This is a genomic window from Candidatus Borkfalkia ceftriaxoniphila, assembly GCF_004134775.1.
GTDB lineage: Bacteria > Bacillota > Clostridia > Christensenellales > Borkfalkiaceae > Borkfalkia > Borkfalkia ceftriaxoniphila.
Genome location: NZ_SDOZ01000002.1, coordinates 1,209,309 through 1,228,503, shown reverse-complemented (window position 1 = coordinate 1,228,503; position 19,195 = coordinate 1,209,309). Strand labels below are relative to the sequence as shown.

Sequence of the window (19,195 nt, the reverse complement as noted above, 5' to 3'; positions counted from 1 at the left end):
CTCCATAAATTCGCTTTAGTTAATTATATATTAGCTAAAGCGAATTGTCAAGCAATTTTCTTAACTTTAGTGTATAATAAAATTATGATAAATAAATTTGCTGAAAGAATAAAAGAACAACTTATTTTAAAAGGAAAAAATCAAGCAGAATTATCTCGCGCGATTAAAGTATCTGGAGCGACAGTTTCCGAATGGATAAATGGTAAAAAGCAGCCGACCGCCGACAATATCATTTTAGTTGCAGATTATTTCGACGTTTCAGCCGATTATTTACTCGGCAGAACAGAATAAACGCTCTCCGTTTTCGGAGAGCGTTTTTATTTATATTCGCTTTCGCAAGCAAAACCACGCTTTTGCGCGGCGAACCCCGATTTGCGGCTTTGCCGCCTCAGCGGGTGAATTCGCGGCGCGTAATTATGGCGTGCCCCGAAAAAGCGCCGCGAAGAGGGCGGAACCCTGCAATCACGGAAATGATTTTGACGTCTCAAAATCATTTCCGTGAACTTGAAATAATCTTCCCGTTCGCGATGCGTATTTTGTTGCATTCTTTTCCGTAGAGCACCTTTTCCGTGTGCGTGCAGGTGAGAATGGTCTGGATCCCGTCGATCTTGCCGATCAGTTTTTTGCGGCGTGACAGGTCGAGTTCGCTCATCACGTCGTCTAAGATCAATACGGGATACTCGCCCGAAATCTGTCTGAAAATTTCCACTTCCGCAAGTTTCACCGCGAGCGCCGCCGTGCGCGTCTGCCCCTGCGAGCCGTACACGCGCGCTTCCACCCCGTCGATCAGCACCTTGATATCGTCGCGGTGCGGTCCCGACGCGGTAAATCCCAGCCGTATGTCGCGCTCGTAGTTGGAGGAAAATTCCGCAAACAGCGCCTGCTCCGTTTCCATCGCGTTTTTGCCGTAGCACTTTTCCGCGGAAATTTCCAGTTTTTCGGCGTTATCCGTCAGATACGCGTGCTTTTCCTGCGCCAGAGGCGCGAGCATTTCCAGATATTCCTTGCGTTTATCGACGAGTTCCGCCGCGTAATGCGCCAACTGCGCGTCCCAGACGGGCAGCGTTTCGTAGATCAGTTCGATATCGCGGTTTTTTAGGAGCGCGTTGCGCTGTTCCAGAATTTTATTGTAGCGTATGAGCGCCGTATAATAACTTCTCGACATCTGCGAGTTGGATACGTTCAGAAACCTTCTGCGCTCTTCGGGCCCGTCCTGAATGAGCCGTAGTTCCCCCGGGCTGAAAAATACGCTGTTGATATTGCCCAGAAGGTCGGCGTTTTTGGAGATCTTCACGCCGTTGACGCGCACTTCGCGCTTGTTTTCGTAGACGTTCGCCTCGATCGTCACCGAACCGTAGCGCCCTTCCGCCTCGGCGCGGATATAGGCGGATTCTTCGCCGCTCTTGATGAGTTGTTTGTCCTTTTTGGCGCGCGGCGAAGCGCCCGTGCACAGATAGAACACGGCTTCGGCGCAGTTGGTCTTTCCCTGCGCATTTTTCCCGTACAGCACGTTGAGCCCTTCGTCAAACCCGAAAACCTCTTCGCCGTAATTTCTGAAATTTTTTAACAATAATTTTTTTATGCGCATGGTCAAAAAATACTTTCTTTTCCTCGAAATTTGTATTATAATAGAAAAACCTTATCGGCTGCGGGTTTATTATACCAAATTTGCGGAAAAAGAGAAAGTGTTTCGAGGTTTATAATGTCCGAAAACAATCAATTCGAATTTTTATGGAAACAAATACAAGGAGTTATGCAGGAAATGATCTCCCCCATCACCTACGAGATGTACATTTCCAAACTCGTTCCCGTGGATATCGAAGAGACTAAGATCGTACTGAAAACGGACACCGAATTTTTCGCGAACTATATCGGAACGAAACTCGCCGACACCATGAAAAGCGCCATCCGCAAAGCAAACACAGGCATCACCGATTTCGAGTTGATGGTCGAGGGCAAGGACGACGTGGTGTTTACGAGCGTAGAAGATTTCGACGATGACGACGACGTTGCGGGCAATCTGAACCCGCGCTACACCTTCGATTCGTTCGTGGCGGGCAAGAGCAACGATTTCGTGTTCGCGGCGGCGCAGTCGGTCGCCAAAAACCCCGCGGCGAATTTCAACCCCCTGTACATATACGGCGCTTCGGGACTGGGCAAAACCCACCTTTTGCAGTCCATCGCCAACTATATCAATCTGCATAAACCTTCCCTTCGCGTCATCTACACCACCTGCGACAAGTTTATCAACGAACTCATCGATTCCATTTACCTCAACAAGGGCGGAAACAGCAGGGACAAGCAGGCGCGTTTCAGGAGCCGCTACAGAAACTGCGACGTGCTGTTGCTCGACGACGTGCAGTTCCTCGCCAAAAAGCAGGCGGTGCAGGAAGAATTGTTCCACACGTTCAACGAACTGCAATCGCAGAACAAACAGATCGTGCTCACGTCCGACGTGCCGCCCAAGGAGATCGCAACGCTCGAGGAGCGCCTCAGAACGCGGTTCGAGGGCGGGCTGATCGCGGACATTCAGCCGCCCGACACCGAAACCAAGATCGCCATTCTCAAACAAAAATCCTACGAGCGCAAAGTCGTTATTTCCAACGACGTTCTGGATTTTCTGGCGCGCGATTCGGGCACCGACGTGCGCACGCTGGAAGGGCGGCTCACCAAGGTCATTTTCGCAAGCAAACTGCACGAACAGCCCATCACGCTCGAACTTGCCGCAAACGCGCTCAACGAGGCGGTGAGCGAAGAAGAACACGAAACGGTGACTTCGGATAAGATCATTTCCAGCGTCTGCGCTTTTTATAAAATTTCGCGCGAAAACCTTTTGGGCAAGAGCAAGAAAAAAGAACTCGTACAGCCCCGCCAGATCTGCGCGTTCCTCATGTGCGATATCATGAACATTCCCCTCGTTTCCATCGGCGAGGCGATGGGCGGCAGAGATCATACCACCATCATCCATTCGCGGGAAAAGGTGAACAACCTTCTGAAAGTGAACGACCGCGTGGCGAAAGAAGTGAACGATATCAAAAATATCATTTTAAAACAGTAACGAAGGAAAATCCGTTTCAATTTTTGAAACGGATTTTGTAAACGGAAATTTCTTATGGTCAAAAATCGCTTCTATACAACCGAATACGACGCCGTGGTCGTGGGCGCGGGACACGCGGGCTGCGAGGCGGCGCTCGCCCTCGCGCGCACGGGCATCAAGACGGTGATGCTCACTTTGAATCTCGACAGCATCGCTTTCATGGCGTGCAATCCCTCCATCGGCGGCACAGCCAAGGGGCATCTCGTGCGCGAGATCGACGCGCTCGGCGGCGAAATGGGCGTCAACGCGGACAAGACCGCGTTACAGATACGGATGCTCAACGTGGGCAAAGGCGCCGCGGTGCAGAGCCTGCGCTCGCAGGCGGACAAAAACGCCTACCATACGCAGATGAAAAAGACGCTGGAACATACCGAAAACCTCTCGATATTACAGGGAGAGGCGGCGGAAATTCTGACCGAAAACGGCAAAGTGACGGGCGTACGGACCGCCGTCGGGGAGATTCTGACCGCCAAAGCGGTGATCCTGGCGACGGGCGTCTATCTCAAAGGCGAGATCGTGGTGGGCGAAACCAAGCAAAGTTCGGGCCCCAACGGGTTCGCGCCCGCAAACTTACTAACCGAAAATCTCATTTCGTTGGGATTTAAGGTAAGGCGGTTCAAGACGGGCACCCCCGCCCGCGTGGACGGGCGCACCGTCGATTTTTCCAAATGCGAAAAACAGGACGGGGAAACGGATATTTATCCCTTTTCCTATCTTTCGGACGGCGTTCCGCAAAAACAGACGCCCTGCTATCTCACCTACACCAACGAAAAGACGCACGAGATCATCCGCGCCAATCTGCACCGCTCGCCCTTATACAGCGGCGTCATCAAGGGCACGGGGCCGCGCTACTGCCCTTCCATCGAGGACAAAGTGGTGCGTTTTGCCGATAAGGAGCGCCACCAGATATTTTTGGAACCCGAATCGGCGGACACCGCGGAAGTGTACGTGCAGGGCATGTCCTCTTCGCTGCCGCACGACGTACAGCGGGATATGTACCGCACCGTGGCGGGGTTGGAACACGTGAAGATCATGCGCTACGCCTACGCCATCGAATACGACTGCATCGATACGCTGGACGTGTTCCCCACCCTCGAATTCAAAAAAATCGAGGGGTTGTACACCGCGGGGCAGATCAACGGCACGAGCGGATACGAGGAAGCGGCGGCGCAGGGGCTGATCGCGGGGCTGAACGCCTCTTTGAAACTGCGCGGCAAGCCGCAGATCGTGTTGCGAAGGGACGAGGCGTATATCGGCGTTCTGATCGACGATCTCGTGACCAAGGGCACCAACGAGCCTTACCGCATGATGACCTCGCGCGCGGAGCACCGCATACATCTGCGGCAGGACAACGCGGATTTCCGACTGACACAGATCGGGTACGACGCGGGACTTGCGGGCGAAGAGCGCTACCAAAGGTTTTGTGAACGGCGGCGCGCCGTGGAAGAGATCTTGCGGGAATTGGACGGGCGCGTATCGCCCAAAGATGCGGACGGGTTCATGAAAGCGCACGGATTCGGGGAACTGTTCGGGGGCGTAAGTTATGCGGATATGATACGCCGCGCGATCCCCTTGGAGGATATCATCGAGACGTTCGGCATTTTGCAGGGACGGCGGCGCGAAGATATCGAAACGGCGTGTATCGGCGTGAAATACGAAGGATATCTGAAACGCGGGCTGGAACAGATCGAAAAGGCGAAAAAGTTGGAAGACAAAAAACTGCCCGCCGACCTCGACTACATGAAGATAGACGGGTTAAGGCTGGAAGCGCGGCAAAAACTCAACCAGATACGCCCCGCGAATCTCGGGCAGGCGGGACGCATTTCGGGCGTCAATCCCGCGGATATCGCCGTTCTCATGGTGTATCTTTCTTTACGTTCTTAAAAACATCGCGAAAAAAGGCACGGTTCAACCCGTGCCTTTTATTTTTGATTTTGTATAAAATCTCTGCCGACAAGTTCGTCCAGCGAAATTCCGTAAAAGTCTGCAAGCGTTATGCAAAACTCAATAGGTATTGAATGTTTGCCGCTTTCGTAATAACTTATTTTTTGTTGAGAAATACCTGTTGCCGTAGCAAGAGAACTTTGTGAGAATCCATTCTTTTCCCTATGGTATTTCAACTCTTCTCCGATTTCATACATACTACACCTAATATTATTCTACAAAAATATTTGTGAATATACTTGCATTACAAACTTGTTTGTAGTAATATTAAGATACGGAGGTTTACTATGGAAGAAGAACAAAAAAATAGATGTTTTCGATGCGAAAATTTCGACGCGTACTACATAAAAAAGGCGCGTGATTTTAAAAGGGCTAAATTCGGTTATTGTGCGGTACAACAAAAAGTTGTATTAAACTTTGAATCCTGTAAATCGTATCAATTAAAAAGAGGTTGGCGTAGCAGTAAAAAAGCGGCTACTATGGCTTTAAATGAAATCCTTGCAGAAATTTCGGCAATCCGACAAGTATTACGAGATAATGAAGAGGAAAATTTCGATGACGAATAAAGTTTGCCGCCGTTGCATGTTTTATGAACCGCTTTATTGGAAAGTAACTTATACTTTTTGGAATGCGGACGCAGGAGTATGTGCCGTTCATAAAAAATATACGGAAAAGAAAAATTTTTGCACGCAATTCCGTCCCGCCGAAAAAAGCGTGAAAATTTCTGTTCAAATGCTCGAAGAGGCGGAAGAAGACGTCAAAATCCTTTTATCGTTTTTTCGCGAAGAGCAATAGCGGCAAGACCAAATCGGCATAAATTCGCTAAAATGCGGCAAATTTTGTACGCGCGCGCGTGATATAATGAATAAAATCATTTTCATTCGGAGTACAAATCATGTCGGATAAATTCAAGTTGAAATACGGATACACAAACGTGATCCTGTATTTCACGCTCTTCCTCTGCATGCTGTTCCTAAACTTTACCATGCCCGCGTTCGAGCCGTTTTCGCTCGCGCTCTTTGTGGCGATGCTCGTGTGCGGCCTGAATATCTGGGCGAGCGTGGGGCTTTTTCTGCTCGCGGGCGGGCTGAGTTTTTCCGTGAGCCTGCTCGCCTTTCCCGTGTACGCGATCGCGGGCGTGTTGTTTTTCGCCGTGTTCTGGTTCTACAACCGCGCGGGCAAAAAACCCGGCGCGGAAACGGTGATTTTTCTCGCCGTCGCGCTCGCGCCCTTTTTATGGATCTACGCCGAGTACATTTACGCCGATATCTACCGCGCCGCCATCGTGGCGATCGTCATTTTCATTCTCGCGTTCGTGTTCATCAGCGCGCTCAAATGCGTGCTGTTCAAGGCGGGGCGGTGCCGCCTCGCGGCGGAGGAACTCGTCTTTTTGTCGGCCGCCGTCGTCGCCGTCGGCACGGGATTTTTCAACTGCGCGGGCGGTTACGCCTACGACGGCGCGGCGATTTTGCTCATACTCATTGCCTGCGCCGTGCTCAAAAACGCTTCCGCCGCCTACGTCGCGCTCGTTCTCTCCATCCCCCGCGCCATCGCGATGAGCGTGCAGGCGGGCGCGCCCGATTTATCCGCCTGCGCCGCCTTTATCCTCTATTCCGCCGCGGCGCTGTGCTTTCTGCGCGCGGGAAAACTGCCCGCCGCGCTGGCGATCTTTCTCAGCGACGTGTTCGTGCGCTATGCGCGGGATTTTTGGTCCGTGGGCGCGGATGCGTTCGTGTCTTCCGCCTTTTATCTGACCATGCTCACTTCCCTCGTGCCCTGTTTTCTCTTTCTGCTCATCCCCGAATTTGTTTACGAAAAGGCGGCAAACGTATTAAAACTGTATTCGGAACGCCAACTGACAAGGCTGAATATCAACGCCAACCGCTCCGCGACGGGCGAAAAACTGTTCGAGATCGCGGCCGTGTTCAAGGAGATCGAAAACACGTTCATCAGCCTGGACGAATCGGGCGCGACCGCGGAGGACGCCTCGCAGTTCATCTGCAACAAGATCGCCGAGGACGTATGCGGCCGCTGCGCCAATTTCGAGCGGTGCAGAAACGAGGGCATGGGCGAGAGCATTCAGAAACTCGTTTCCGTGGGCGGCGGCAAGGGCAAAGTGAATCTGATCGACCTGCCCGCGCGGCTGACCGCCGAATGCGTAAACCCCTCGGGCATCATGTTTACGCTCAACGCGCTGCTTTCCGAATACCGCAAGAGCATGCTGGAAGCGGAAAACGCCTCCGCGGGCAAGCGCCTGCTCGCCGAACAGGCGCGCGGCGTGAGCACCATTTTGAAAAACCTCGCGCTCGAACAGAGTTCCCCTCTTTCCATGAACCCCGACGCGGAGCGGCGCATCCGCGACCTCGTCGCCAAAAAGGGCGTGGTGCTCAACGAGATCATGGTGTACGGCGAGGACGATCTGACGCTTTCCTTGACGGTGAGCGGGCGGCACGATCTGAAAAAACTCGTTTCCGCCGCCGAACAGGTTTTGGGAAGGCGCATGACGCTCTCGAAAAAACTGCCGCTCGCCGCAAACAAATACTGTTACGTTTTAAAGCCTAAGCCCGCGTACGACGCGGCGTTCGGCATCGCTTCCGCGACCAAGACGGGGGAGATCGCCTGCGGCGATACCCATTCCGTCATCAAAATAGACGAGCGCACTTTTATGCTCGCACTCTCGGACGGCATGGGCAGCGGCGAGTACGCGCGGCGCATTTCCGACTGCACCATCTCGCTCGTGGAAAGTTTTTACCGCGCGAAAATGCCTTCGGACACCATTCTTTCCACCGTCAACCAACTGCTCTCGTTCAACCGCGAGGAAAGTTTTTCCTGCATCGACGTGGCGACGGTCGATCTCGACACGGGCTGCGCCGATCTCGTGAAAATAGGCTCGCCCCTCTCCTTCGTGCTCTCGGAAAACAAGATCCGCGTTTTGGAGAGCGAATCGCTGCCGCTCGGCATTCTGGACAGCGTAAAGCCCACGGTGCTGCGCGAAGCGCTCGGCGCGGGCGACACCGTCGTTCTCATCAGCGACGGCATCACTTCCGCATTCTCTTCCAGTACGGATATCTGCGCCTTTATGGAGAGCGTGCCCTGCCTCAATCCGCAGACCTTTGCCGACGAACTGTTGAAAAAGGCGATCGATATGTGCGGCGGCGTCGCCGTGGACGACATGACCGTGGTCGCCGCGCGCATCTTCGAAAGTACCGACTGAAACGGAACGCCCCAAGGGCGCCGCGCAAATGCGCGGCGCCTTTTTTGTCGGTCACTGTTGGTTTTGCAGTCTTTCCGCGGTATAATGGGAATGCGGCGGGGAAAATAAACGGCGGGAGGTGGAAAGATGTTTGCGGTGTTTTTGTTTCACGCGCGGTTGCAAGACCGTGCCGAAGGCGTGTACGAGAGCCTTTGCGAACTTTTCGCCTCCTGAAAAGGCGGTAAATCATGGAGTGGCTGCAAATTGCTGCGATTTTCGACAAGTTCGGAGCGGACGTGCTCGCGTTGGGCGCGCTCGCGTACGTTCTGACGCTGATACTCAAAAAGACGCTCTTGAAAAAGGCGCCCAAAAAGTATCTGACGTTCGTGCCCTTTCTTCTGGGGATTCTGCTGTATGCGGCGTTTTCCTTTTTTACGCATTGGCAGGCGCCGCCCGTACAGGAAACGTTGCAGAAAGGCGTCGCCGCGGGCGGCGCCGCCACGGTGATACACGTGGTGTACGAACAGTTTCTGCGCGGCGGCGCGCCGACGGAAATTTCCGTGCGGACGGACTGCGTGCGCGAGATATTGGCGGGATTTTTCGAAGAAGTGCCCGAAGGTCTGGCGGAAAACCTGTGCGCGCTGGCGGGCGAGGAGGACGGACAGGAAAAAATGCGCGGACTTCTCGCAGAGAATCTGCCCGAATTTACTCCTTCGCAGCGGGAAAATTTGTTGAAATGGCTGGTTAAGACCATCGAAAACGTATAAGCCCCGCTTATCCGCGTTCCCTTTTCGGGGACGCGGATATTTTTTTATTTTTTTGCGGATACTGTTGGAAAAATGAGGAAGATACGCGAATGAACAAAATGAACGCCAACCTGCAAAAGAACGTACGCGCCGTCAAAAATATATTGTCGGCGGAAGATATTCTCGTCTTTCATTTCGAAACGACGGACGGCGCCGCCTGCGCCGCGATCTACGCCGACGGCATCTGCGACAAAGACCTTCTGGGAGAACAGGTCATCCGTCCCCTCTCTTCGGACAAACGCGGCGACAGCATCGACGAAGTGGCGAAAAAGTTGACCTCGCCCGAAGTCAAGAAAGAAAAGAGCATTCAGGCGATCGCCGACGAAGTGCTTTCGGGAAACACCGCGCTCATCGTGGACGGGCTGGACAGCGCGCTGATCATCGGCGTGAAAAAGATCCCCGTGCGCACCATCACCGAGCCGCCCACCTCCATCGCCGTCAAAGGCCCGCGCGAGGGCTTTATCGAGGACATCAAGACCAACATGGCGCTTCTGCGCAAGAGGCTGAAAACGGGCGATCTGCAATTCGAAACGCTGACGGTGGGCACGCGATCGAAGTCCATGATCGCCGTGTGCTATTTAAACGGTATTTCCGATCTGAAAGTCAAAAAGCAGATCGTAGACAGGCTCAAACGGATCGAGATCGACGGCATACCCGATGCCTCATATATCGCGAAATTTCTCGCAAAAAAGCCCTATTCCATGTTCAAACAGGTCGGCACGACGGAAAAACCCGACATTCTGGCAGCCAAAATGCTCGAAGGGCGCATCGGGATCTTTGTGGACGGTTCGCCTATCGCGCTGACGCTCCCCTATATTCTGGTCGAAGATTTTCAGAGCGTGCAGGACTATCTGGTTTCCCCTTACCGCGCGACCGTCAGCCGCCTTTTGCGCCTCGTCTCGCTCGTCATCGCCCTGCTCTTGCCCGCCTACTACGTTGCGGCGCAACTGTTCAAATTACAACTGCTGCCGCTGGGGCTGTTGATGACCATTTCGGGCAACGTGCGCGATCTGCCGCTTTCCCCGAGCCTGGAAATGTTCTTTTTGATGGTGATCCTCGAAATACTCATCGAGGCGAGCGTGCGCATGCCCAAATACGTGGGGCTGGCGCTCTCCGTCGTGGGCGCGCTGGTCCTGGGGGACACCGCCGTAAAGGCGGGCATCGTATCCTCTTCCGCCATCATCATCGTGGCGCTTTCGGGCATCGCCGCCTATACCCTACCCGACCTTGCTGGCAGCCTGACGCTGCTGCGGTTTGCCTTTCTGATCGTGGCGGGAAGCCTCGGCACGTTCGGCATCGTGCTGTTTACGGGGCTGGTACTTTTATACCTCGTCACGTCCGACAGTTACGGCGCGCCGCTGCTGGCGCCCTTCTCGCCGCTGATCACGCGCGATCTCAAAGATTCGGTCGTAAAGGCGGATATCCTGAATCTCAAAATGCGCCCCAAGTTTTTGCAGGGGCAAAACAAAGTACGCCTTGCAATTAAAGACGAAGAAGAGCAGGAGGATTAGACCGAATATGGATAAAATCAAAATCAGACAGATCTGCTTTATACTCGCGTGTATGCTTCCCTTGACGAAGACGATCATCTACCCCACCACGCTCGTCTACGACGTGGGGCACGATCTTTTATGGAGCGCAGCCATCAACCTCGTCGCGGAAAGCCTCATCATACTTTCCGTGATGCTGCTTTCCAAAAAGACCGATAAGACGCTGTTCGAACTGGTGGAAAACACCTTCGGAAACGTGGGCGCGCGCATCGTGTACGGGCTGTTCGCCGTATTCTTTATCGTCGCCGCCGCCCTGCCGATCATGGAGCAGAAAAGTTTCGTTCTGACGGTATTTTACGAAAACGTTCCCTCGTTCATCTCGTTCGCGCCTTTTTTCGCGCTCAGCCTGTTCGCCTCGATCAAAGGCATCAAGAGCATCGGGCGCATGGCGGACGTGCTGATGCCTATTTTCGTCGTATCGTTCGCGGCGATCATCGTCTTTTCGCTGCCCGAAGCGGAATTCGGCGAACTCCTGCCTGTACTTTCCGCAACGCCCCCGTCAAAACTTTTTCATTCGTCCTATACCTCGCTGAGTTGGTACACGGACTGCGTGTTTCTCTTATTTTTCATGGGGCACTACCGCTATGAAAAGGGTTCCACGCTCAAAGTGATGATCTCCTATGGCGTGGGCGCCGTTCTCACGCTCGTTTTTCTGGCCGTGTTTTACGCCATTTTCGGCAGCATCGCCCTGCGCCAACAATATACGCTCTCGCAGATCTCCAAATACACGACGACCTTTTCCTCGCTGGGAAGGATCGATTTCGTATTTATCTACGCCCTGACGCTCGTGCTCGTGTTCTATCTGATGCTGCCGCTCGTGCTGTGCGTGCACTGCGTGAAAAAGACGATCGGATGCAAGGCGCTGTACCCCGCGCTCGCCGTCAACGGCATACTGTTTCTGTTCGTCATGCTCTTCACCCGCTCGTTCAACGCAATGCAAAAGTTCATGACGCAGAAAATGGGGCTGTTCTTTATCTTATTCTGCTACGTGGTGCCGCTTCTTGCATGGTTTTTGAGAAAGGAGAAGAAAAAATGAACCGACTGTGGACAAGAGTTTTCATCGTAGCCGCCTGCGTGCTGCTGCTCCTGTTCTTTTCCAACGATTTCGGGATCATCGATATCCAGAAGACCGCCATCGTGGTGGCGGTCGGCATCGACAAATCGGAAAAGCAGGAGGATAAATACGACGTGACGGCGCAGATCGCCATTCCCGTAACTGCGGGCACGTCGGGTGCGGAGGCCGCCTGCGAGATCACCATACGCGACACCAACACCATCGGCGAGGCGGTCGCGCAGATCAATTCGCAGACGGGCTGGTTCCCTACCCTCGTCTACTGCAATTTGGTGCTGTTCGGGAAAGACACCACCGACCGCGACGTGTTCGACGCGCTCGACTATTTCCTGCGCAGCGATTACGTGCCCGATACCGCGCTCGTCGCCGTCGTGGACGGGCGGTGCGACGAGGTGCTCGGCAGCCAGTCGCCCATCAACGATATGTCCGCCACGGCGATCACCAAGACGCTCTCTTCCGAGGCGCAAAAGTCGGGCACCGTATCGGTGAGCAACCTGCGCGATTTCGCCAAGGGTTACTATTCTCCATCCCAAAGCGGATTTCTGCCTATGATCGAGATGAAGGATTCGGGCGAGCAGAGCGGCGGACAGACGGGCGGAAGCGGCGGAAGCGGGGAGAGCGCGGCGGTCGCAAACTTTACCCTGCCCTATTCGGCGGGGTTCGACAACACGCTCGCGCGGCTCAAAAGGCTGCGTTTCCGCTGGTGGGATTTCCGTAAAACGCCCCTGCCCGTTTCGGCAGAAGAAAGTTCGGGCGGCGGCGGAAGCGGAAAGAGCGGGCAGCAAAAGCCGAAAATCTTCAAGGCCTCTAAGACGGCGCTCTTCAAAGCGGGCAGGATGGTCGGGCTTTTGAACGAGGACGAGACGCTCGCGCTCAATGTCACGACGGGAGACACGGAACTGGCGACCATTCCCATCCGCATGGAAGAAGAGGGAGAAGAGATCACCTATATCTTGCAGATCAAGCCCGAATCCAAGGGCGTAAAACTGAAAGTGACGGACGATCTCGCTAAGTTCACCGTCATGATAAAGTGCAGCGCGCAGATCACAGACGCGAGCAAAGCCAAGAGCGTGGAAGATATCACCCGTTCGCAGATCGTGCAGAAAAAGGTTCTGGACGCGGCGGAAAAACAGATTACCGAAACTCTTTCCGACGTGTATACCAAGAGCATGGAGAGCGGCTGCGACGTTTACGGCGTGCAGCAAAGTTTGTACCGCCACAATTATAAGTACTACGAAAAAATGAAAGACGATATCCTGCAGGCGGTGCATCCCGAGTACAGCGTAAAACTCCATACACTCCGCTGACTTCACACGTCTGTCACAAATTCACAAAAACGGCAACTTTTTTTCATAAATAATTTCGAAAAGCCCTTGACAAGCGAAAAATCTATGCTATAATAAAGGTACAAAAGGGAAAAATAAAACATTTCCCGATAGTACATCTCAATACGGAGAGGGCAACGTTCGCCCGGATCGTTCCGAAACGGCAATCATTTTCAGGATCCTAAGTGCACGGGAAAAGTGAAAGCCGTTCAAAGTTCAAAAAAACACGGAAGGAGTAAAAATTCTTTACGGAACGAAAGGAGAACGGAGCCGAAAATGGTTCCCTGCCAAATACACGCACACGTGGGATATAGATTGCCGGAAAAAGCAATCGGGGAACGAGATCGGTTCTGCCCGTATCAAAAAGGAGGTACTGTTATGTACAAATCCGATTTTTTGAGAAAACTTGGCTAAGGAGGTATAGACCGATGTACTATTTAACCAAGGGGGCAGACAGATAAGATAAATTCCGCGACGGGCAGACGGCCGATAGCGCTGCAGGCAGGAGGCATCTGCGTTGTTATGTTCGATTTCTGACGGAAAATAAAATCTTTAAGAGTGTCTCTTAAAACTGAATATGCAATCAAACAGCCCGCGGGGACAATTGCTCCGCGGGCTTAAAATTTTTTATTCAAATATTCACTCCCCTGCCTTCGCCTGTATATCGGTACATTCGAGTTTAAAGATAACGGGGCGGATGCCGTCGTTGCACGAGCAGATCGCGACGCCCTTTTCGCGGATCCAGTCGCCGTAGTAAAAGAGTTGCTCGCCGCCGTGCGCGAGCGCGAACACGTATTGATAAATCGCTTTCCACGCTTCGTCGCAAAGCCCCTGCGGCTTGGCGTAATCGGCATAAAACACCTGCCCCGCTTTCAGCATGGGGCACGGTCCCAGCCCCGCTACGCCGTATTCTTTTGCAAGTTCTTTGTCGAGCGTCGTCTTTAAAACGGTGATTCTGACCTTGTTCATTCCAGATCCTCCATTTCGTCGAGCGTCAATAAAAACGCGGGGATAAAGTTTTCCATGAAATAATCGACGCAGGGCATACGCTTTTCCCGCAACTCTTTTTCGATGCTCTCCTTTGCCCGCTTGAACTCGTCGTTGCCGCTTTTCAACTCTTCGAGGCACTTGATGTAAGCCGAAAGCTTGTCCGCCGCCTTGACGAGTTTATATTCGTAGGACGCGGCGTCCGCCTTGACGTAAGGTGCGAGATAGGGAGAAAGCGGTTCGGGCAGCATATGCAAAAGTTTATCCGCCGCCTTGTCCTCCAACTGTTTGTAAGCGCCGTGGATCTCGCTGTTGAAGTATTTGATGGGCGTGGGAAGATCGCCCGTCATCACCTCGCTCACCTCGTGATAGAGCGCGTAAAGCACGGTTTTGGGGATATCCGCTTTGCCGCCGAAAAGTTCGGTGTCCGCGGCGGCGAGCGCGTGCGCGAGGACCGCCACCTGCTGGGAGTGCTCCATGATATTTTCGTCGCGCGAGGAGCGCATGAGCGACCAGCGGCGGATGTATTTCATTCTGTCCAAAAAGGCGTAAAAATTGTACATGACGTTTTTCTCCGTGCTTTATTGTATCATAAAACAGTTGACTTTCGCAAGGAATTGTTCTATAATCGAAGAAAATTTAATATCCGCCGGGGGTGCTGTAAAAAGCTGAGATTATACCCTTTGAATCGGACAAGGCAACACTTGAACGAAAGAGCAAAGAGATGATTTGGCGCGCCCTTTTTCGGGAGCGCTTTTTATATTGTCGGCGGAATACAAAGGAGGTTTCTCATGTTACTCAATTTGTTGAGCGCCGAATGGTTTTTGTTCCGTTTCGACTCGCCGATGAACGCCTGCCGCACGATCGCTATCTGGCTGAGCGCGGTGCTCGTGATCGTTTTCGCGCTCATAATGCTTCTGACGTCGGGCGGAACGCGGAAAAAATGCGCGAAGATCAGCCTGATCGTCACGATCGTTTACGTGGCGGCGCTGAGCGTTTTGTTCCTGTCCCTTTCGTTTGCGGAAGACGGAATCAAGCCCATTCTATTTTATCCCCTTCTGGCATTGATCCTCGTTCTGGGCGCGAGCGGCGTGTGCCTGTATTTCAGGCGCGACAAGGCGGTCTTTCTTGCCGCGGGAATCGCGACGGGCGCGGCGCTGATCGCCACGCTGGTCTGCATGATGGTTCATTTTTCGACAGGCGACCCCGTCACGGATAACGGCATCGAGGATGCGGGCACTGTGAACACGCTCGCCCTGTGGCTGCTCGCAGCCGTGCTGCTGGCGGCCGTCGTCGCGCTGGCTTTCCTGTTCGGACGCAAGGATAAAAAAGGATTCGATTCTCGTTCCATCGCCTTTGCCGCGGTCTGCATCGCCATGAGTTTCGCCCTCTCCTACCTGCGCATCGTAAAACTGCCGCAGGGCGGATCCATTACGCTCGCGAGCCTGTTGCCGCTGATGCTCTATTCTTATATGTTCGGCACCAAAAAAGGCGTGTTCGCGGGTATGATCTACGGCGTTTTACAGGCGTTCCAGGATACGTATATTTTGCACCCCGCGCAGTTTTTGCTCGACTATCCCCTCGCGTTTTCCGCCATCGGTCTGGCGGGCATGTTCGCGCGCACCGATTCTTTGCGATATCCCCAAGTAAAATTCGCTTTGGGCGCGGTCGTCGCGGGAGTGGGACGGCTGGCAATGCACTTCGTTTCGGGCATCTTTGCTTTCGGAGAATTTGCCCCCGAAGGTCAGCCCGTGGCGCTGTACAGTTTCATCTATCAGGCGAGTTACGTTCTGCCCGATATCGCCATCGTCATCGTCGTGGGCGCGCTGCTCCTCTCTTCGCGCACTTTCCGTCACGAAATAGAACGATATACGCTTGCCCCCGCGGCAGGTGAACCCGTCGCAGAGGATAAATAACATTCAACTAAAAAAACGCCCGACGCAACGTCGGGCGTTTTTTCTAAAACAATTGCAAAATATCCACTAAGATCGCAAACCCTATGAGGAACAAAAATCCCACCGTGTGGATGACCGCCTCCACTTTGCGGTTGACCGGCTTGCCGCGTATCCACTCGATGATCGTGAACACGACTTTGGAACCGTCGAGCGCAGGGATCGGCAAGAGGTTGAACACCGCGAGATTCACGCCGATGAGCGCCGTGATCTCGAAGAACTGCACCCACCCGAGCGTGGCAATGGCTGAAGTCATGCGGATGGTCGTGATCGGCCCGCCGAACGCGGATAATCCGAGTGCACCCGTCAAAAGTTCGCCCAGCACGCGGAACAGCGTGCCCGCAATACGTATGGAATAGGTGAACGCGCGGCCGATAGTTTCGAAAAACCCGAATCCCTTGACTGCGGTCGACGCCATCTTGTACGTATACGTTTCCCCGTCCTCGCTCAACTGTTTTGCGACGCCGATACATTCCCACACCGAATTGGTGTCCGTCATGCCGGAAAAATCCGCGTCGGCGCGCATCATGATCTCCACTTCCACGATCTTGCGGCCGTCCTCGAACACACGGGAAATTTTGAATTTCGCAAGTTCTCCGTCTTTCAGCCCTTCCAACGCGTCCATCAGATCGGAGGTCAGATAAATGTTTTTGCCTTCGCAGGCAATGATGACGTCGCGGTCCTGAAATTTATATTCGCTCTCGATATAATTTCCCGCAGCCGTATAGGAGGAATCCTCCGTTTCCAGCGTCATCAAAAGCAATTGTCCGCAGGCGAAAAAGGAAACGATGATCACGAGCACCGCCAGAATATAGTTCATCAGAGCGCCCGAAATCAGTACGATGATCCTCTGCCACGGCTTTTTATTGTTGAACGCGGCGGGGTCATCTTTATCTTCGTCCTCTCCCTCGAACGCGCAGTAGCCGCCGAGCGGAAGCGCGCGCACCGAAAAGATCTCGCCGTTCTTTTTCGTATGTTTGAAGAGCGCGGGCCCGAACCCGATCGCAAATTCGTTGATCTTGAATTTGAAAATTTTGCCCGCCACGTAATGCCCGAATTCGTGCACCGTGATCATGACCAGCAAGATGAGAACGGCGACCACGACAGAGCCGATGGCGGAAAATACGCTCGCCGCCGAAAGTAAACTGAATTGCATGATTTAACCTTCCGCTATAAGTTGATTTGCGATCGCCCTCGCCCGTTCGTCCGTTTCGAGTAGTTGCGCATAATCGGAAACCTCTTCCCGCGCGAAGCGAAAAAGCGTTCCCTCTAAAATTTGCGCAATTTTCGTGTATTTTATTTGTCCGCCGAGGAATGCACGCACGGCGATCTCCCCCGCCGCGTTCAAAACGCAGGGAAGGCTGCCCCCCTCGCGCGCGCACTCTTTGGCGACGGTAAAGCAAGGGTATCGCGCCTCGTCCACCGTTTCGAACCGCAGCGCGCCGAGTTTTGCGAAATCGGGCGTCGGGAGCGCGCAGGACAGACGCTCGGGATAGGTGAGAGCCAACTGAATGGGAAGTTCCATGCTCGGCGCACTCATCTGCGCGAGCACCGCGCCGTCCTCGAAAGCGACCATGGAATGCACAACGCTCTCGCGGTGCAGCACCACGTCGATCTTGTCCGCAGGCGCGCCGTACAGCCACATCGCCTCGATGACTTCGAACCCTTTGTTGAGCATGGTGGCGCAGTCAATGGTAATTTTGGCGCCCATGTCCCAGTTGGGGTGGCAAAGCGCCTCCTTTGCCGTGACGAAGGGCAGTTTTTCAAGGGGAACGTCGCGAAGCGCGCCGCCGCTCGCCGTCAGGATCAGTTTGGAAAACTTCGCCGCGCGGTCGAAATGCAGGCACTGCCAGATGGCGGAATGTTCGCTGTCCACGGGCACGATCTCCGTGCCTTTCGCCTTTGCCGCGGGCATGACGAGCGCGCCGCCGACCACCAGCGATTCCTTATTGGCGAGCGCCAGCCGCTTTCCCGCGGCGATCGCATCGAGCGCGACTTTCAGGCCCGCAAATCCCGTTACGGCATTAAAAACGACGTCCGCCCCCGCATACCCGCAAGCCTCGGAAAAAGCCGTCTCGCCCCCTTTTACGAGCGTTCCCCGCGGCGCCTCGACGCGCTTTGCCGAGTTCTCGTCGCGCATACAGGCAAAGGCGGGGCGCACGGCGGAAATCTGACGGGAAAAGGTGATATCGTCGGTATTTGCCGCCATCGCCACGATCTCGAAGCGTTCGGGATAACGCAGCGCGACGTTGATCACCTGTCTGCCGATGGAGCCCGTACTTCCGATCAGGGCTATTTTTTTACGCATGTCCCCTCCTTCGTATAAAAGCGATACCTGCGGGAAAGCAGGTATCTTTTCTTACATTCTATTCTATTTTGCGTCAAAGGATAAATAGTACAAAAACGATATAAATAAATGTGCTGGCGAACAAAGTTCCGTCGATACGGTCCAAAATGCCGCCGTGACCGGGCAGTATTTTGCCCATATCCTTGATGCCGATGCGCCGTTTCAATACGCTTTCCACCAGATCGCCGAATTCCGTCATGACCGAACAGATGATGCCGACGATCGTGAACATCACCCAGGGATTCCCGAATCCCGCATAGACGTAGGAAGTTGTGAGCGTGTACAGCCAGTAAATGAGAAGGCAGCCGCCCGTGCCGAACACCACGCCGCCGATCGCGCCCGAGATCGTCTTATTCGGACTGATGGAAGGACACAGTTTTTTGCCCTTTACCAGACTTCCGACGACGAAAGCGAAACTGTCCGCAATAGGCGAAATGGTAAAAATGAGAAGCAGCGCGAGCGTGGAGCCCTGCCCCAGATCGTTCGTGAGCAGCATGGTCGCGAGGATGGCAGTGGGATAAAAGCCGCATAAAAGCGAAGCGCCCACCCCTTCCAGCGTGGTCTTTCTGTCCACGACGAGAAGGCACAAAAGGATGATCCCCAATACGAAGGAGAGCACGAGCATGGCGCGGTAGCCCTCGCCCGGATAGAGATGATTTACGGTATAATACGCGGGCGCAAAGAACACGGCGTACGTCATCACGGCGGATTTCTGTGCGTTGGTCATCGCCACTTTCGGGGCGAGCGAGCCGTCGGGCTGCGCGCTCTTATGGGCGAACGCCTGAATCATTTCCAGCGTGCCGATGATGGAAAAGGCGTACACCAGAATACCGAACAAGGAGGTATGCACGTGGCGCAGAAAGAAAAAACCCACGATGATACCGATATAGACGATGCCCGTAATCAACCTTTTCAACATATT

General features: G+C 53.7%; 17 protein-coding genes. 10 read left to right on the top strand and 7 right to left on the bottom strand.

Annotation, left to right across the window (positions count from 1 at the left end):
- Positions 1 to 84: 84 nt before the first annotated feature.
- Positions 85 to 291 (top strand): helix-turn-helix domain-containing protein, encoded by a 207-nt coding sequence (locus ESZ91_RS05690; protein ID WP_129224993.1) that lies wholly within the window; start codon positions 85 to 87, stop codon positions 289 to 291.
- A gap of 199 nt (positions 292 to 490) precedes the next feature.
- On the opposite strand, the gene recF is transcribed toward ESZ91_RS05690, so the two are convergent.
- Entirely contained in the window at positions 491 to 1,588 is a 1,098-nt protein-coding gene (recF, locus tag ESZ91_RS05685; RefSeq protein ID WP_129224991.1) for a DNA replication/repair protein RecF, read from the bottom strand.
- 114 nt (positions 1,589 to 1,702) lie between these two features.
- Between recF and dnaA the strand changes: the two genes are divergently transcribed.
- Together dnaA and mnmG are read left to right on the top strand one after the other, a co-directional pair.
- Entirely contained in the window at positions 1,703 to 3,058 is a 1,356-nt protein-coding gene (gene dnaA, locus ESZ91_RS05680; RefSeq protein WP_129224988.1) for a chromosomal replication initiator protein DnaA, read from the top strand.
- A gap of 54 nt (positions 3,059 to 3,112) precedes the next feature.
- Complete coding sequence (gene mnmG / locus ESZ91_RS05675) at positions 3,113 to 4,981, top strand: tRNA uridine-5-carboxymethylaminomethyl(34) synthesis enzyme MnmG (protein ID WP_129224986.1); 1,869 nt, start codon at positions 3,113 to 3,115, stop codon at positions 4,979 to 4,981.
- A gap of 38 nt (positions 4,982 to 5,019) precedes the next feature.
- Here the strand turns inward: mnmG and ESZ91_RS05670 are convergent, their stop codons facing one another.
- Positions 5,020 to 5,238, bottom strand: coding sequence for a helix-turn-helix domain-containing protein (locus ESZ91_RS05670; protein ID WP_129224984.1), 219 nt, complete (start codon positions 5,236 to 5,238; stop codon positions 5,020 to 5,022).
- 90 nt (positions 5,239 to 5,328) lie between these two features.
- Between ESZ91_RS05670 and ESZ91_RS05665 the strand changes: the two genes are divergently transcribed.
- The 6 genes from ESZ91_RS05665 to ESZ91_RS05640 all read left to right on the top strand — a co-directional run bounded on the left by ESZ91_RS05665 (position 5,329) and on the right by ESZ91_RS05640 (position 12,969).
- Positions 5,329 to 5,607 carry a hypothetical protein gene (locus tag ESZ91_RS05665; RefSeq protein ID WP_129224983.1) on the top strand — a complete coding sequence of 93 codons (279 nt, stop codon included), beginning with the start codon at positions 5,329 to 5,331 and terminating at the stop codon, positions 5,605 to 5,607.
- A 329-nt stretch (positions 5,608 to 5,936) separates the two neighbouring features.
- Entirely contained in the window at positions 5,937 to 8,255 is a 2,319-nt protein-coding gene (locus ESZ91_RS05660) for a SpoIIE family protein phosphatase (RefSeq protein ID WP_129224982.1), read from the top strand.
- A 227-nt stretch (positions 8,256 to 8,482) separates the two neighbouring features.
- On the top strand, positions 8,483 to 9,001 hold the full coding sequence (locus ESZ91_RS05655; protein WP_129224979.1) for a hypothetical protein: 519 nt from the start codon (positions 8,483 to 8,485) through the stop codon (positions 8,999 to 9,001).
- A gap of 89 nt (positions 9,002 to 9,090) precedes the next feature.
- A complete protein-coding gene (locus ESZ91_RS05650) occupies positions 9,091 to 10,551 on the top strand; it encodes a spore germination protein (protein ID WP_129224977.1) in 1,461 nt (486 codons plus the stop codon).
- 7 nt (positions 10,552 to 10,558) lie between these two features.
- Positions 10,559 to 11,626: a GerAB/ArcD/ProY family transporter gene (locus ESZ91_RS05645; RefSeq protein ID WP_129224975.1), complete on the top strand. Its 1,068-nt coding sequence runs from the start codon at positions 10,559 to 10,561 to the stop codon at positions 11,624 to 11,626.
- Positions 11,623 to 12,969 (top strand): Ger(x)C family spore germination protein, encoded by a 1,347-nt coding sequence (locus ESZ91_RS05640; RefSeq protein WP_161971069.1) that lies wholly within the window; start codon positions 11,623 to 11,625, stop codon positions 12,967 to 12,969. Before ESZ91_RS05645 ends, ESZ91_RS05640 begins: the two co-directional genes overlap by 4 nt.
- 657 nt (positions 12,970 to 13,626) lie before the next feature.
- Here ESZ91_RS05640 and ESZ91_RS05635 read toward each other — a convergent pair.
- A complete protein-coding gene (locus tag ESZ91_RS05635) occupies positions 13,627 to 13,956 on the bottom strand; it encodes a TIGR04076 family protein (protein WP_129224971.1) in 330 nt (109 codons plus the stop codon).
- The gene (yfbR, locus tag ESZ91_RS05630; protein WP_129224969.1) at positions 13,953 to 14,537 is read right to left on the bottom strand and encodes a 5'-deoxynucleotidase; all 585 of its coding nucleotides are present in this window, start codon (positions 14,535 to 14,537) and stop codon (positions 13,953 to 13,955) included. The genes ESZ91_RS05635 and yfbR overlap by 4 nt, the downstream gene beginning before the upstream one ends.
- Before the next feature lie 228 nt (positions 14,538 to 14,765).
- Here yfbR and thiT point away from each other — a divergent pair, with 228 nt between their 5' ends.
- Entirely contained in the window at positions 14,766 to 15,890 is a 1,125-nt protein-coding gene (thiT, locus tag ESZ91_RS05625; RefSeq protein ID WP_129224967.1) for an energy-coupled thiamine transporter ThiT, read from the top strand.
- Between the two features lie 43 nt (positions 15,891 to 15,933).
- On the opposite strand, the gene ESZ91_RS05620 is transcribed toward thiT, so the two are convergent.
- The 3 genes from ESZ91_RS05620 to ESZ91_RS05610 all read right to left on the bottom strand — a co-directional run bounded on the left by ESZ91_RS05620 (position 15,934) and on the right by ESZ91_RS05610 (position 19,192).
- On the bottom strand, positions 15,934 to 17,082 hold the full coding sequence (locus ESZ91_RS05620; RefSeq protein ID WP_129224965.1) for a M50 family metallopeptidase: 1,149 nt from the start codon (positions 17,080 to 17,082) through the stop codon (positions 15,934 to 15,936).
- A gap of 3 nt (positions 17,083 to 17,085) precedes the next feature.
- Positions 17,086 to 18,234, bottom strand: coding sequence for a 1-deoxy-D-xylulose-5-phosphate reductoisomerase (gene dxr, locus ESZ91_RS05615; RefSeq protein ID WP_129224963.1), 1,149 nt, complete (start codon positions 18,232 to 18,234; stop codon positions 17,086 to 17,088).
- A gap of 73 nt (positions 18,235 to 18,307) precedes the next feature.
- Entirely contained in the window at positions 18,308 to 19,192 is an 885-nt protein-coding gene (locus tag ESZ91_RS05610; protein WP_129224961.1) for a phosphatidate cytidylyltransferase, read from the bottom strand.
- Between the last annotated feature and the right edge of the window lie 3 nt (positions 19,193 to 19,195).

Bases quoted from the DNA above. Each gene is read 5' to 3' on its own strand.
- ESZ91_RS05690 (WP_129224993.1), top strand. From the start codon at position 85: ATGATAAATAAATTTGCTGAAAGAATAAAAGAACAACTTATTTTAAAA.
- recF (WP_129224991.1), bottom strand. From the start codon at position 1,588: ATGCGCATAAAAAAATTATTGTTAAAAAATTTCAGAAATTACGGCGAA.
- dnaA (WP_129224988.1), top strand. From the start codon at position 1,703: ATGTCCGAAAACAATCAATTCGAATTTTTATGGAAACAAATACAAGGA.
- mnmG (WP_129224986.1), top strand. From the start codon at position 3,113: ATGGTCAAAAATCGCTTCTATACAACCGAATACGACGCCGTGGTCGTG.
- ESZ91_RS05670 (WP_129224984.1), bottom strand. From the start codon at position 5,238: ATGTATGAAATCGGAGAAGAGTTGAAATACCATAGGGAAAAGAATGGA.
- ESZ91_RS05665 (WP_129224983.1), top strand. From the start codon at position 5,329: ATGGAAGAAGAACAAAAAAATAGATGTTTTCGATGCGAAAATTTCGAC.
- ESZ91_RS05660 (WP_129224982.1), top strand. From the start codon at position 5,937: ATGTCGGATAAATTCAAGTTGAAATACGGATACACAAACGTGATCCTG.
- ESZ91_RS05655 (WP_129224979.1), top strand. From the start codon at position 8,483: ATGGAGTGGCTGCAAATTGCTGCGATTTTCGACAAGTTCGGAGCGGAC.
- ESZ91_RS05650 (WP_129224977.1), top strand. From the start codon at position 9,091: ATGAACAAAATGAACGCCAACCTGCAAAAGAACGTACGCGCCGTCAAA.
- ESZ91_RS05645 (WP_129224975.1), top strand. From the start codon at position 10,559: ATGGATAAAATCAAAATCAGACAGATCTGCTTTATACTCGCGTGTATG.
- ESZ91_RS05640 (WP_161971069.1), top strand. From the start codon at position 11,623: ATGAACCGACTGTGGACAAGAGTTTTCATCGTAGCCGCCTGCGTGCTG.
- ESZ91_RS05635 (WP_129224971.1), bottom strand. From the start codon at position 13,956: ATGAACAAGGTCAGAATCACCGTTTTAAAGACGACGCTCGACAAAGAA.
- yfbR (WP_129224969.1), bottom strand. From the start codon at position 14,537: ATGTACAATTTTTACGCCTTTTTGGACAGAATGAAATACATCCGCCGC.
- thiT (WP_129224967.1), top strand. From the start codon at position 14,766: ATGTTACTCAATTTGTTGAGCGCCGAATGGTTTTTGTTCCGTTTCGAC.
- ESZ91_RS05620 (WP_129224965.1), bottom strand. From the start codon at position 17,082: ATGCAATTCAGTTTACTTTCGGCGGCGAGCGTATTTTCCGCCATCGGC.
- dxr (WP_129224963.1), bottom strand. From the start codon at position 18,234: ATGCGTAAAAAAATAGCCCTGATCGGAAGTACGGGCTCCATCGGCAGA.
- ESZ91_RS05610 (WP_129224961.1), bottom strand. From the start codon at position 19,192: ATGTTGAAAAGGTTGATTACGGGCATCGTCTATATCGGTATCATCGTG.